This is a genomic window from Mycobacterium liflandii (assembly GCF_022354805.1).
Classification (GTDB): Bacteria; Actinomycetota; Actinomycetes; order Mycobacteriales; family Mycobacteriaceae; genus Mycobacterium; species Mycobacterium marinum.
On the sequence record NZ_CP023138.1, the window covers coordinates 1,908,040 to 1,922,162 of the forward strand.

A 14,123-nucleotide genomic window follows, 5' to 3' on the forward strand; every position below is an offset into this window, starting at 1 on the left:
TGCGCCATACAGGCCAACCCGGCCACCGACGCGGTGCGCTTTTTGCCCCGAGGTGAGGGGCCCGGCACGGTGATCAGCTACGAAGGGCTGCACGCGCGCGCCGCCCATCTGGCGGCGGTGCTGCAGGCGCGGGGGGCGCAAGGCGAGCGGGTGATCCTGGCCAGTCGCGACAACATCGAGATGACAGTGGGGCTGGTCGCCTGCCTGTACAGCGGCGCGGTAGCGGTGCCGGTGCCGGTTCCGAATATGAACAAGTCGGGGCCGGCATTGCTGCGACTGCAGGCCATTGCGCGAGATGCACAGGCGCGCGTCTTCTTGACCGACCTGCCGTCGGTGGACTCTCAATCAAACGTGCGCACTCTGCCCGACGGGCTTTCGGAGCTGACCTGGCTGAACACCGACGACGCCAGCGCCGACCGGGCCGACTGGCAACCCCCGCGGTATGCGCCCGAGAGCGCGGCGCTGCTGCAGTACACCTCTGGCTCGACCGGGCAGCCCAAAGGGGTGATGCTCACCCAGGCCAACTTGCTGTCCAATGCCCACCAGATCGAGCGGCATTGGGAACAAGACCAAAATGAGTTGCTTGTCTCCTGGCTCCCTCAGTATCATGACTTTGGGCTGATCTTCATGGCGCTACAAGCGCTCTACCTGGGGGCCACGTTGGTTTCGATGCCCCCCTCCGCCTTTGTGCAGGACCCGCTGCGTTGGCTTCGCTGCCTCACCCAGTACCGCGGTACCAACAGCGGCGCGCCCAACTTCGCCTTCGATCTCTGCGTGGAGCAAAGCACGCCGGCTCAGCGCGAGGGGCTGGACCTGCGTAGCGTCAAGGCGTTGAACTGCGGCGCTGAGCCGGTGCGGGCGGAGACGATGCGCCGTTTCCTGGCCGCGTTTGCCCCGTTCGGGCTGCGGCCGGATGCCCTTCGGCCCGGTTACGGTCTGGCCGAAGCCACGGTGTTCGTGACCGGCTGGCGCGGGCCCGCAGTCAAGACATTGACGCTGGACCAGCGCCAGCTCAACGAGGGCCGGGTCGTGGAATGTGACGTTGCCGCAACGCCTTTGACGGAGGTCGTTTGCTGCGGTCCGGCGGGCCCCGAAGTGGAGCTGGCCATTGTCTCGACGCAGACACAGGGCTCCGGCGTTGTTGATTAGCAGGCTTGTGAGCTGGGGAATTGTGGATTGAGGAGGTCTAGGCGGCGGTTGGCGGTCAAAGCGGTGATCCGGCAGGCTTCGGCGATGTTGTCGGCGCCGTTGAGGCGGTGCAGATTGATCGCGGTGTTGCGTAGCGTTGCTAGGACCTGTGCGCCGTTTCCGGTGTGTGCCCTTTGATGGTCTTCGTCGAAGGTGACGTCGCGTATCCAGTGCAGGCTGTTCTCGATTCCCCAGTGTTGACGCATCCAGGTCATGATCGCGGTAGGGCGGGCGTGCTCGAACGGCAGGCTGCAGATGGTATAGACCACCTCCACGCTGCGCTGGTCGGTGGCGGTGATCAAGCGTTCACGAGTGATCCGGATGATTTGTTTTGCGTAGGGGAAGCCGATTCCTCGTGCAGCGGTGATGATTTGCAGGGTGCGGGTCTCGACACGGCCGTGGCCGCGGGAGTCGTCGGTAGCGGCTGTGGGCACCTCGGCCCAGGGCAGCGCGGTGATACGCGCAAGTATTTTGGCTTGGTTGGACTTGACGATCATCAGGTAGTGCGACTTCAAGGTGGCGCAGATCAACTTCGCGGTGACGACCTGGGTATGCATCGCATCCACGGTGACCAGCCACCGCAAGCTACCCGGCAGCAGCGTGAGCAGGGCACGTACGCAGGGAATTTCATTGCTTTTCTCGGCGACAGCGAGTTGACTGAGCACCAATCGGGCACGGTGGGCGAACACCGACACGAGATGCGTGGCTGTCGCTTTGGCGCGTAAAGGCACCACGCAGCATCTTGCCGTCCAACGCGATCGGCACCAATCCACTGGGGTCGCTGCTGGCCACGTGTGCAGTGAAGTAACTGCCCATCCTGGCGTTGAGGTCGGCGGGGTCTAGCCGAGACAAAACAGCGCGGAAGGTCTTCTCACTGGGCCGCCGGAACCGGACCCCTAATTGGGCCAACACATCATCGGGAGCGGTGGCCGCCCATGTGGCAAAACCAGCATAGCCGCGCATCCCCGCGGCAGTGGCCAGAACCGCGATCGCCAACAAAGCCATCAGCGAATACCTCCGACCGCGTGGGTCCCTCGGGTCTGGCACCGAGGCCAACACATCGAGAAACTCCGATCCGATGAGCTCGCTGCGCTCACCAGGACTCCAGCGGTCGAACACCTCTGGAACCGACGACACAGGCAATACTGAAACGGTAGGCACGGGCAACTCCAGACCAACGACGAACAGTAACCAACTCGATCGTTCTCCAGATAGCCCGTGCCTACACTCCGGCCCCAATAGCGCGGCACCAAAGATCATCAACCCAGCTCACAAGCCTGCTAATCAACAACGCCGGAGCCCTGGACGCAGACCCAACAGCCATGCGCTGCCGACGAAGTGGGCGAGATCTGGGTGCGGGGGCCCAATATCAGCCGGGGCTACTTCAACGGTGCCGGCGCAAGCCAAGACTGCTTCGGCAACGTCGCGGGCCAAGGACAGTACTTGCGTACGGGCGACCTGGGTTTTGTGCAAGATGGCGACCTGTACGTGACGGGTCGGCTGAAGGACCTGGTGATCGTGCGCGGAGTCAACCACTACCCGCAAGACATCGAATTCTCGGTCGAGCAATCCCACCCCGCGATCCGGCCCGGATACTGCGCCGCCTTCACGCTGGAGGTCGATGGTGAAGAGCGACTGGGCGTCGCCGCGGAAATCGCGGCAGACGATCCGGCGCAAGACACCCTGGAAAGTGCGATGGACTCGATTCTTCAGGCCATCATCAGCCACCACGAGGTGGTGCCCTACCGGCTGGTTCTCTTGGCCCGCGGCGCCATTCCCAAGACCTCCAGTGGCAAGATCCAGCGGCAACTGTGCAAACAGCTGCTGTTGATCGATCAGCTGCCGATTCTCGGCGACCGTGTCAGTACCGCGACGATATCGCCGACGCCGCAGCAACCTGATGGTGGCGCGCGATCGCCAAAGTATCGCGCGATGGAGCAGTACCTCCTCGAGCTGTTGAATCTGAGTCCCGAAGAACTGGAGAGCGGCAACAATCTAGCCGCCTATGGTTTTGATTCCATCGATGGCGCAGCTTTGGCTAAGAAAATCAAGGCCGACTGGGACATTGAAGTCCCGATGGAAATATTGCCGCTCCTGACCATCAGAGATCTCGTGGATACGCTCGCCAACTAGTCAATTAGAAATCACACATCTTCTCCAGGAGGAATCGATGGCGCAGATCCGCCACCAAGATCCCTACGATGTCGTCGATGAAATACTCACGGATGCGAAAAATCGCGGTGTCATGTACTTTGTTACCGACACCGACGTGCCCATCGAGAGGCATCTCGAAATTGGTGTACGCAAATTACTGAACTTTGGCACCTGCAGCTACATGAGCCTGGGGCAGGATCCGAGGTTAAAGGAGGTGGGGTTCGCCTTCTTGGATCGCTATGGCCTGCAGTTCTCGGTATCACGCGGCTATTTGTCTGCGGGTATCAATGAGGTTTTAGAGCACGACCTGAGCAAAATCTATGACGACAAACCCGTCCTGGTCTATTCTTCCACCTCCGCCTGTCATATCTCCATCTTGCCGACGCTTCTTACGGCCAACGATGCGATAATCCTCGATCAAAGCGTCCACTTCAGTGTGCAGCACGCGGCGAATATTGCGCGAGCTAAAGGCGTTCCGGTCGAGATGATTCGGCATAGCAATCTCGACATGCTCGAGGACAAGCTGAAGGAATTTGGCAACAAGCGCCGCAAAATCTGGTACCTGATCGACGGCGTCTATTCCATGTACGGTGATGTCGCGCCCATGCTGAAACTTCATGAATTGATGCATGAGTACGAACAGCTGCATCTCTACATCGATGATGCGCACCGGATGAGTTGGTATGGCACCCATGGGTCCGGACGTGTTTATGGTGACTTCGGCATGCACCCGCGCACCATCCTTGTCTCCACTCTGGCCAAGGGTTTCGGCTGTACCGGGGGATTTGCGGTCTTCCCCAATGCCGAGGCACAACGTAAGGTGCGGATGTTCGGGGGGGGGGGGGCGTTCAGCTACTCACACCCGTTGTCACCGCCGGTGACAGGGGCCGCGATCGCCTGTGCCCGCATTCATCTCAGCGGCGAAATCTACGATATGCAGCGGGCGTTGGCGGACAATATCAGCCGCTGCAGTGCGCTGCTCCAGGAATACGACCTTCCGATTCTCTCCGATACACATACGCCGATTAATTTTGTCTGTCTCGGTACCCCGAAGCTGGGCATTAATGTGGTCAAGCGGATGCTCGATGATGGCTACTACTGCAACCTCAGTACATTTCCCGTGGTTCCGGTCAAGAACACCGGACTGAGATTCACCATCCAGCGGCAGCTGGAGTCCGATGACATTGAGCAGTTTGTTGCGGCGGTCGCACGGAATTTTCGGGCCGGTTTGAAGGACGAGTGCGTGAGCGAAGCGGACGTTCGGCGACAATTCGGTCTGGAGCCGCCGACGCACAAGATCAATGGGGCATCCCATGCCCATTCGACGCGCGAAACTACGCATCGACTGGACCATGCCACGAGCATCCGAGAAATTGATGCTGACGAATGGAACAGCCTGCTCGGCAGTGCTGGCATTTTTGACGCCGCCGGTTGCCTGGCATTGGAGCAGGCGTTTGGTGGCCGAACACGGCCAGAAGAAGGCTGGGACTTCGACTACTTTATTGTGCGGGACGGTTCGGGGCGGCCGTTATTGGCGACGTTCTTTACCACCTCGGTGTATAAGGATGATATTTTCGCCCAGGCCTCGATCTCGGCCCAAATTGAGGAGAAGCGGAAACAGGATCCGATGTATCTCACCAGCCGGACGATGGGCATGGGGTGCTTGCTCTCCGAGGGGCAGCATCTCTACGTGGATCGCAGTCGCGAGGATTGGCCGGAGGTAATCCGATTTCTCCTCGGTCACGTGCTCGTGCGGCAGCGGGAACGCAACGCTACGGCGCTACTGCTACGCGACTTCGACGCTGCCGACGATGATATCCGTCAAGTGCTTACCGACGGAGGCTTCGTGAAGATTGATATGCCCCTGAGTAACGCCATCGAAAACATGCGATGGGAGACCCGCGATGAGTTTCTGCAGGCGCTGCCGAGCACGCGCAGAAGACGGCACATGCGGCAGGAGTTCATTCCGTACGAGCATATGTACGAAGTGGAGACGAAATCCGAGTTGTCGCCCGAGGAGCAGGAGTGGGCATACCGCCTGTATCTGAACGTGGCGAAGCGCAACTTGAGCATCAAAATATTCCAATATCCGTCGCACATTTTGAAATCGTTGGTGGCGTAAGAAAATTGGGAATTCGTAGTGCTACGTTTGAAGGCGGACTACGATGACCGGGCGGAACGTCTTCCAGTAGCTGTTTCGTGGAATTACCGCGGCAAGCTGGGCTATCACTGGGTAATTGTGGGAATCGACTACGAATACAATCGCAAATTCGGCGTTTACCGCCAGGCCATGTACCAGACGGTGCGGCGTGCCCGATTGCTTGGGTACGAGCACGTCAGCTTGGGACTGTCGTCCGACGAAGAGAAAAAGAAGGTCGGGGCGGATCAGACGGAAAAGGTGGCCTACCATCAAACCCGGGACACGTTTGCCATGGATGTAATGGCGGCGATGGCCGCGGTTACTCAGTAATATCATGCCAAGATCCGGATGCCCCCTCAATTCGACGCCGTGGTGATTGGTAGTGGCATTTCTGGCAGGGCTCCGGCGTTGTTGATTAGCAGGCTTGTGAGTTGGGTTGATGATCTTTGGTGCCGCGCTATTGGGGCCGGAGTCAGGGCTCCGGCGTTGTTGATTAGCAGGCTTGTGAGCTGGGTTGATGATCTTTGGTGCCGCGCTATTGGGGCCGGAGTGTAGGCACGGGCTATCTGGAGAACGATCGAGTTGGTTACTGTTCGTCGTTGGTCTGGAGTTGCCCGTGCCTACCGTTTCAGTATTGCCTGTGTCGTCGGTTCCAGAGGTGTTCGACCGCTGGAGTCCTGGTGAGCGTAGCGAGCTCATCGGATCGGAGTTTCTCGATGTGTTGGTCTCGGTGCCGGACCCGAGGGACCCACGCGGTCGGAGGTATTCGCTGATGGCTTTGTTGGCGATCGCGGTTCTGGCCACTGCCGCGGGGATGTGCGGCTATGCTGGTTTTGCTACATGGGCGGCCACCGCTCCCGATGATGTGTTGGCCTAATTAGGGGTCCGGTTCCGGCGGCCCAGTGAGAAGACCTTCCGCGCTGTTTTGTCTCGGCTAGACCCCGCCGACCTCAACGCCAGGATGGGCAGTTACTTCACTGCACACGTGGCCAGCAGCGACCCCAGTGGATTGGTGCCGATCGCGTTGGACGGCAAGATGCTGCGTGGTGCCTTTACGCGCCAAAGCGACAGCCACGCATCTCGTGTCGGTGTTCACCCACCGTGCCCGATTGGTGCTCGGTCAACTCGCTGTCGCCGAGAAAAGCAATGAAATTCCCTGCGTACGTGCCCTGCTCACGCTGCTGCCGGGTAGCTTGCGGTGGCTGGTCACCGTGGATGCGATGCATACCCAGGTCGTCACCGCGAAGTTGATCTGCGCCACCTTGAAGTCGCACTACCTGATGATCGTCAAGTCCAACCAAGCCAAAATACTTGCGCGTATCACCGCGCTGCCCTGGGCCGAGGTGCCCGCAGCCGCTACCGACGACTCCCGCGGCCACGGCCGTGTCGAGACCCGCACCCTGCAAATCATCACCGCTGCACGAGGAATCGGCTTCCCCTACGCAAAACAAATCATCCGGATCACTCGTGAACGCTTGATCACCGCCACCGACCAGCGCAGCGTGGAGGTGGTCTATGCCATCTGCAGCCTGCCGTTCGAGCACGCCCGCCCTACCGCGATCATGACCTGGATGCGTCAACACTGGGGAATCGAGAACAGCCTGCACTGGATACGCGACGTCACCTTCGACGAAGACCGTCAAAGGGCACATACCGGAAACGGCGCACAGGTCCTAGCAACGCTACGCAACACCGCGATCAATCTGCACCGCCTCAACGGCGCCGACAACATCGCCGAAGCCTGCCGGATCACCGCTTTGACCGCCAACCGTCGCCTAGACCTCCTCAATCCACAATTCCCCAGCTCACAAGCCTGCTAATCAACAACGCCGGAGCCCTGGCATTTCTGGTCTGACCGCAGCCATCAACTTGCAGCGCAATGTCATTCGCACTCTCGTCGTCGAGCGTCGCGAAGTTCCCGGCGGGCTGTGCGGGACGTTCACCCTGGACGGATATGAGTTCGTCACCGGTTGCAACGACTTCGGTGGAGGATTGGTCCGCCACCTCGAGGAGCTGGGCGTCGGCACGGAGTTCCGCACGCCCGCGGCGCGATTCCATCTCGGCGAACACCGCATTGAAATGCCGCCAACCCTGCCAACCCTGGCAACGGTGGCCCGGCGCCTGCCCGCGCTTTTCTCGGCATTCCGAACCGTACGCAAGGGCCCGGGCCGAACGCTTGGCCAACTGATCGACGGCGCAGTTCAAGACCGGCTTCTGATGGCGGCCGCTGCTATCCTCGCGTATGCGCTGCTGCGTTCCCCCGATGACCTGACGGTCGAGCAGGTGGGCCAGGCCTACTCCAAACAACTCGGCTACCGCTACCAGAAGAGCTATACCCCGGTCGGCGGACCGGCCGCGATGATCGCGGCCATGGTCCAACGCTTCGAGGCGCTCGGAGGCGAGCTGTGGCTTGGTTGTCACAGCACGCAAGTCGAGCGCGTCGGGGCCGAAAAGCGCGTTCATACCTCGGACGCCTTGGTCCCTGCGCGAGTCGTCCTATCCAGTGCCGGGCGTTGGAGCGAGTTCCCGAAAACCACCAAGGCCGGGATGGAGTTCGCGGTGCTGCTTTTTGCGGTTCGCAAAGGCTTTACCTATCCCCGGGGTTATCACACCATCGCCTGGCTGCAGCAGGACATCGGCGAAGAACTCCGCAAACTCGATGCCGGGCAACCCATTTCGCGGCCAAGCTTTCACATCTTTCGATCCGATCTGCCGCAACCGCGCGACCACTACACGATCAACGCCTTCATTCCACTACCACGGGGTGAGGGTGATCCATCCGCGCGGCGACGCCAGGACTTGTCCGCCCATGCCGTGGCAACGATCGACAAAGATCTGCCCGGATTCAAGGACGCGCTGATGTATCAGCGGTTCCTGAGCCCAGTCGAGTACGCGAGCCGACTCGGCCTGCACAGTGCGCCGAGCCCCTTTGTCCCGCCCACCGGCTTTGCCGGCCTACCCAGCTACGACGCGGCGCGCGACACCTATTTCATCGGTACCTCAGTCGGTCCCGCCGGCGAACACGCCGGCGCGGCGTGCCTGTCCGGAAAGATGGCGGCGGATCTGGCCATCAAGCAGTTGCGCCGATGAGGATCTGCATCGGATGGGCTGATGCACTAGGCGACTGTGCTGCTCACCGCTTGAGCCGGATGCGCCACCACACCACCGCCGAGTAGACCACCGACAGCGCGGCAAGCATCGCCATATCGAACAGCCATGCCGTCGTCGAGTGCGTCCAGTGGCTGTCCTCGGGGCTCATCGAGCCGGGCACCAGTTCCCGCAGATTCACCGTGGCCGCCGACGCGGCGTAGCCCCAGCGGGCGGGTGTCAGCCACGACAGCTGGTCAAGAAAGATCCGATCGGTCACCGGCACGACACCGCCGGCGAGGACCAACTGGAGCATCAGCGACACCACCAGCAGCGGCATGATCTGCTCGTTCGAGCGCGCGATCGGGGACAGCAGCAGTCCGAGAATCGCTGATGCCGTGCAGGTCGCCGCGACGGCGGTGAACAGCTCGAAACTCGGATTGCCGAGCAGTATCGCCGGTTGCGTCGGCGCGCCCTTGCCCAGCAACACGATGCCGGTCGCGATCGCCGCCTGGGCGACGGCAAACGCACAGAACACCGACACCTTGGCGCTGAGGTAGGCCTACGTCGACAAACCCACGGCCTGCTCGCGACGGAAGATGGCACGTTCACCGATCAGGTCGCGGATGGTCAGCGCGGTACCCATGAAGACCGCGGCAATGCTGAGCAGATTCAGAATTTGGGCGGCTTCGTCGGGTGTCTGACTGGTCGCGTCGGCAATGCCGAACCCGGTGTCACCCGGAACCGTCAGCGACAGCGCACCCAGAATGAACGGCAGGATAGCGAGGAAGGCGAAGTAGGCGCGGTCGGCGATCACCAGCCGAACCTGTCGGCGGGTGATGGTGGAGAACTGGCGCCGCACGCTGGTGTGGGCGGGCGCACCGAGGTCGGTGGGCGTCTGCGGCTGCGCGGGTGCTGCGGCGCGGTGCTGGGCCAGGAAGCGGCGATTGGCCTCGTCCGGATCGGCGCCCACCTTGGCGAAGATGTGGGCCCAGTTGGTGGTGCCCATGGCTGGGCCGATCTGATCGGGCGGACCGAGAAACGCCGTCTTGCCCCCCGGGCGCCATCAGCAGCACCTGATCGCAGATATCGAGATAGGTCAGCGAGTGCGTGACCACCAGCGCCACCCGCCCGGCGTCGGCCAGTTGCCGCAGCATCATCATGACTTGCAGGTCCAGTGCCGGGTCCAGGCCGGAGGTCGGCTCGTCGAGGATCAGTAGCGATGGTCCGGTGAGCAGCTCGAGTGCCACCGACGCGCGCTTGCGCTGTCCGCCGGACAGCTTGTCGACTCGGGTGTCGGCGTGCTGGGTGAGCCCCAATTCGTCGAGCACACCGGCGACGACCTGGGCGCGGTCCTCTTTGCTGGTGTCGGGTGGCAACCGAAGCTCGGCGGCATAACCGAGGGCCTGGTTGACCGTGAGCTTTCGGTGCACGACGTCGTCCTGGGGGACCATCCCGATCCGGCTGCGCAAGGACGCGTAGTCGGCGTGGATGTTGTGGCCCTCGAAGGTGACCGTGCCAGAGCTGGGGCTGGTGTAGCCGGCGATGAGCCGCGACAGGGTGGTCTTGCCGGCCCCGGAGCCGCCGATCACGGCGGTCAAGGTACCGGGTCGGGCGGTCAACGAAATGTTTTCGAGCAGCCCGTTGCCGTTGATGCTGAAGTTGACCGCGTTGACTTCGAGTCCGCCGGCGCGGGTGGCCACCTGGGTGTGGCGCGCCAGGGTGCCCCCGGTGAACGCGAGGTCGACGTTGCCGATGGTGACGATGTCGCCGTCGCTGAGGATCGCTGACCCGACGCGGATTCCGTTCACGAAGGTGCCGTTGATGCTGTGCGCGTCGCGGATCTCGGTGCCGATCCGGGTCGGTGTCAAAAACGCGTGATGGCGCGACGCCAGCACGTCGGAGACGACGATGTCGTTGCTGGCAGCGCGGCCGATCGAGATGGTGTCGGCAAGTGCGGGCGCAAGGCCCGAGTCGGCGCCCAGGACGTCGACCGTTCGGTCCGGGTAGTGCGAGGCGGTGGTGTGCGCACCTGGGCGGGCGGGCGGCGGGAGCAGCGGTATGGCGCTGGTGAGCTGGGCGCTGGCGACCGGGTCGGGTGGACGGTCGGGCGGCGGGGACGGCCAGCTGGGACGGCTGGGATAGCTGGGCGGCCCCGGCCGGTACCCAGGCCCCGAGGGGGATGGGCCGCCCGACGGCGGCCGGTCGGCTGGGGCGACTCCAGGCATGGTCTCCGGCGGCGGCAGTAGCCCGATCACCCCCTGGTGATGTCCCACCTCGAACGTGATGCGCGGCCCGTCGGCTCGGCCCAGGTTCATGGCCAGCCCGTCACGGATGTCGATCAGCGGGACCCGACGTCCGTCCACATATATCCCGCTTTGCGAATTGTTGTCGATCGGGACCCAGCTGCCCTGCTCGAAGCGCAGCAGCAGGTGCGCGCGGTCGATGAGCGGATGCGCGACACGCAGGTCGGCGTGCAGATCACTTCCGACGATCACGTCGGGGCCGGCGGCAAAGCTGCGCTGCGACGGGCCCGACCGGACCGTCAGCACCGGCCGCTGAGCTCGCGTCATCACTTCACCCTAGTTGTGCGGGTGTCAGCGCCGTTTGAGCCGAATCTTCCACCACACGATGGCGGTATAGGCGATCGACAACACCGCGAGCATGGCCATGTCGAACAGCCATGCGCTGGCCTTGTGGTCCCAGTGCTGGTCCTTCGGGTCGGTCGGGCCCGGCACCAGCCGGTGGGTGTCGATCGTCGACGCCGACGCCGCAAAACCCCACCGGGCGGGCGTGAGCCAGGACAACTGGTCGAGCAGGAAGCGGTTGGTCACCCAGATCATGCCGCCGGAGAACACCAGCTGAGACATGATCGACACCACCAGCATCGGCATGATCTGGTCCTGGGACTGGGCCAGCGACGACAGGGCCATACCGAGCAGCGCCGAAGCGACGCACGTGGCGGCGACGGTGACGAACAGCTCGAATCTGACATCACCCAGCAGCACCGGGTCCGACAGCGGTTTGCCCCAGCCGACCACCGAAATCGTGGTGGCGATCGCCGCCTGAGTGACCGCAAAGGCGCAGAAGACCACGATCTTCGCGCCCATGTAGGCCGCCGTCGACAAGCCGACAGCCTGCTCTCGTCGGAAGATGGGACGCTCTCCGATGAGGTCACGGATGGTCAGCGCGGTACCCATGAACACCGCGCCGACATTGAGCATCACCAGAATCTGGTCGGGCTGGGCGGGATTGTTGCCCATCGGGTCCGACATGCCGTACCCGGTCTTGCCGCGCACGGTGAGGGTCAGTGTGCCGATCAGGAAGGGCAACAGCGCCAAGAACACCGTGTAACCCCGGTCGGAGATCACCAGCCGAATCTGGCGACGGGCCACCGTGGAGAACTGGTGCAGCACGTCGGTGTGCACCGGTTCGCCCAAGTCGACCGCCGGGCTGGCCTCGGACGGAAAGGCCGGCTGCTCCTGCTTCTGTTCCAGGAAACGGCGGTTGGCTTCGTCGGGGTCGGCGCCCACGTTGGTGAAGATGTCGGCCCAGTTGGCGGTGCCCATGGCCTGGCTGATTTCGCTGGGCGGGCCCAGAAAGGCCGTCTTGCCCCCCGGTGCCACCAGCAGAAGCTGGTCGCACACGTCGAGGTAGGCAACCGAGTGCGTCACGATGAGTACCACCCGACTGGCATCGGCCAACTGGCGCAGCATCAACATCACCTGCCGGTCCAGTGCGGGGTCCAAGCCGGTGGTCGGCTCGTCGAGAATCAGCAGTGACGGTCCAGTGAGCAGTTCCAGTGCCACCGACGCACGCTTGCGCTGGCCGCCGGAGAGTTTGTCGACGCGGGTTTCGGCGTGCTTGGTCAGTTCGAGCTCTTCGAGAACCTGGGCGACCACCTGGGCGCGGTCCTCTTTGCTGGTGTCGGGGGAAGCCGTAGTTCGGCCGCGTAGCCGAGTGCCTGGCTGACGGTCAGCTGGCGATGCACCACATCGTCTTGCGGAACCATTCCGATCCGGCTGCGCATGGACGCGTATTCGGCATGGATGTTGTGGCCTTCGAAAGTCACCGTGCCCGAGCTGGGACTGGTATACCCGGCGATCAGCCGCGACAGCGTGGTCTTGCCGGCCCCGGACCCACCGATGATGGCGGTCAGCGTGCCGGGGCGCGCGGTCAGCGAGATGTGGTCGAGCAGCTGTTTTCCGCCGTCGACGGTGAAACAGACCGATTTGACCTCCAGGCCGCCGCTGCGGGTGGCCGCCTCGGTGCGGCGGATCAGGGTGCCGCCGGTGAACACCAGGTCGACGTTGCCGATGGTGACGACGTCGCCGTCGCTCAAGACCGCCGAACCCACCCGGACCCCGTTGACGAAGGTGCCGTTGACGCTGTGCGCGTCACGGATCTCGGTGCCCAACGGTGTCAGGGTCAGGAATGCGTGATGTCGCGACGCCAGAATGTCCGGGATGACGATGTCGTTATCGGTGGCCCGGCCAATGGTGACCGAGCCGGCCGGCCGCTCGGCGCCTCCGGACCTGGGTAGCAGCGCATGGAACATCTTGGTCGCGAGGTTGGCCACCTCGGGAGGCTTGGTGGCCTGCTGCGGCGGTTGCGGTCCGGGACGCGGTGGTGGCGGGGGGAAGTTCGACGGTGGTGGGGGTGCCGGGCTGGCGGGATACCCGGTGGGGCGCCACGGGGCCGAGCTACTCGGGTACATGGGCTGGCCCGTTCTGGCCGGACCGGGCGGTGCAGCCCCGGGGTGAAACCGCGCGGTCGGCGGCGCCTCGTGGCTGGTATGGCTTCCGGTCGATGTCGGCCCAAGCGCAACGGGGTGCTGACCGGAGGGGCGGACCATCGAAGGGGTGACCCGCATCGACTCGGTTTGGGGTGGGCGTCCCGCCATCCCCACGTGCCGCCCCACCTCGAAGCTCAGGAGCGGACCGTCGGGGTTTCCGATGTTCAGGCTCTGGCCGTCATAGATCTCGACCATGGGTACGCGACGGCCGTTGACGAACGTCTCGTTCAACGAATTGTTGTCGATCGCCAGCCATCGGCCCTGATCGAAACGCAGGAGGAGATGAGCACGCGAGATCAGCGGATGGGTGATCCGCATATCGGCGCGCAGGTCTCGTCCGACCACCACGTCGTGGCCCGCTGCGAAGGTGCGTTCTGATCCGTCGCAGCGAACGGTCAGCGCCGGCGGCGCAGGCTGAGGCATCGCATCAACTTTAGCCAAGCTCCCTTGTTACCCTGCTCCGCCGCGCTCACCGGAAACACCAGCATCCGCGCCGCAATGGGCCTGATACGGGTTGTCGCCGGCCGACCGAGCCTTCCGGCGCCTGGCCGCTTTGCTCACCGCAACCCTCGACGGGCAGCGGTGGACAGGGCGGCTTGTTGTTCGGCAGCGGCGGTGGCACACCCATGCCGGGCAGTCTCATCGGCGGCACCGGCGGCGCCAGTGCCGGCAATCCGCCGGGAAGCCCCGGGGAAGATGGGAATGCGGGCATTGTCGGTGCCGGTGGGCTGTTGATCGGCGGGTAGGGCGAGCAGCACC

6 protein-coding genes and 4 pseudogenes are annotated in these 14,123 nt (G+C 63.2%); 6 read left to right on the plus strand and 4 right to left on the minus strand.

The window, feature by feature from the left end:
• Positions 1–69: 69 nt before the first annotated feature.
• Complete coding sequence (locus CKW46_RS08745) at positions 70–1,149, plus strand: AMP-binding protein (RefSeq protein WP_499019039.1); 1,080 nt, start codon at positions 70–72, stop codon at positions 1,147–1,149.
• Here CKW46_RS08745 and CKW46_RS08750 read toward each other — a convergent pair.
• Positions 1,146–2,349, minus strand: a pseudogene (locus CKW46_RS08750) (ISAs1-like element IS2404/ISMul1 family transposase). The gene CKW46_RS08745 and the pseudogene CKW46_RS08750 overlap by 4 nt on opposite strands.
• A gap of 177 nt (positions 2,350–2,526) precedes the next feature.
• Here CKW46_RS08750 and CKW46_RS08755 point away from each other — a divergent pair.
• The 5 genes and pseudogenes from CKW46_RS08755 (at position 2,527) to CKW46_RS08775 (ending at position 8,572) form a co-directional block, all read left to right on the plus strand.
• Positions 2,527–3,321: an acyl carrier protein gene (locus tag CKW46_RS08755; protein ID WP_482053054.1), complete on the plus strand. Its 795-nt coding sequence runs from the start codon at positions 2,527–2,529 to the stop codon at positions 3,319–3,321.
• Between the two features lie 37 nt (positions 3,322–3,358).
• Positions 3,359–5,464: an aminotransferase class I/II-fold pyridoxal phosphate-dependent enzyme gene (locus CKW46_RS08760; protein ID WP_499019041.1), complete on the plus strand. Its 2,106-nt coding sequence runs from the start codon at positions 3,359–3,361 to the stop codon at positions 5,462–5,464.
• 27 nt (positions 5,465–5,491) lie between these two features.
• On the plus strand, positions 5,492–5,812 hold the full coding sequence (locus CKW46_RS08765) for a GNAT family N-acetyltransferase (protein ID WP_252872740.1): 321 nt from the start codon (positions 5,492–5,494) through the stop codon (positions 5,810–5,812).
• Between the two features lie 286 nt (positions 5,813–6,098).
• Positions 6,099–7,302 (plus strand): annotated as a pseudogene (locus tag CKW46_RS08770) (ISAs1-like element IS2404/ISMul1 family transposase).
• A 49-nt stretch (positions 7,303–7,351) separates the two neighbouring features.
• Entirely contained in the window at positions 7,352–8,572 is a 1,221-nt protein-coding gene (locus CKW46_RS08775; RefSeq protein WP_015354769.1) for a phytoene desaturase family protein, read from the plus strand.
• A gap of 43 nt (positions 8,573–8,615) precedes the next feature.
• On the opposite strand, the pseudogene CKW46_RS08780 reads toward CKW46_RS08775, so the two are convergent.
• The 3 genes and pseudogenes from CKW46_RS08780 to CKW46_RS08790 all read right to left on the minus strand — a co-directional run bounded on the left by CKW46_RS08780 (position 8,616) and on the right by CKW46_RS08790 (position 14,122).
• A pseudogene (locus tag CKW46_RS08780) lies at positions 8,616–11,142 on the minus strand (ATP-binding cassette domain-containing protein).
• A gap of 24 nt (positions 11,143–11,166) precedes the next feature.
• A pseudogene (locus CKW46_RS08785) lies at positions 11,167–13,787 on the minus strand (FHA domain-containing protein).
• A 134-nt stretch (positions 13,788–13,921) separates the two neighbouring features.
• A complete protein-coding gene (locus CKW46_RS08790; RefSeq protein WP_015354770.1) occupies positions 13,922–14,122 on the minus strand; it encodes a hypothetical protein in 201 nt (66 codons plus the stop codon).
• Position 14,123: the final 1 nt, after the last annotated feature.

Bases quoted from the DNA above. Each gene is read 5' to 3' on its own strand.
- CKW46_RS08760 (WP_499019041.1), top strand. From the start codon at position 3,359: ATGGCGCAGATCCGCCACCAAGATCCCTACGATGTCGTCGATGAAATA.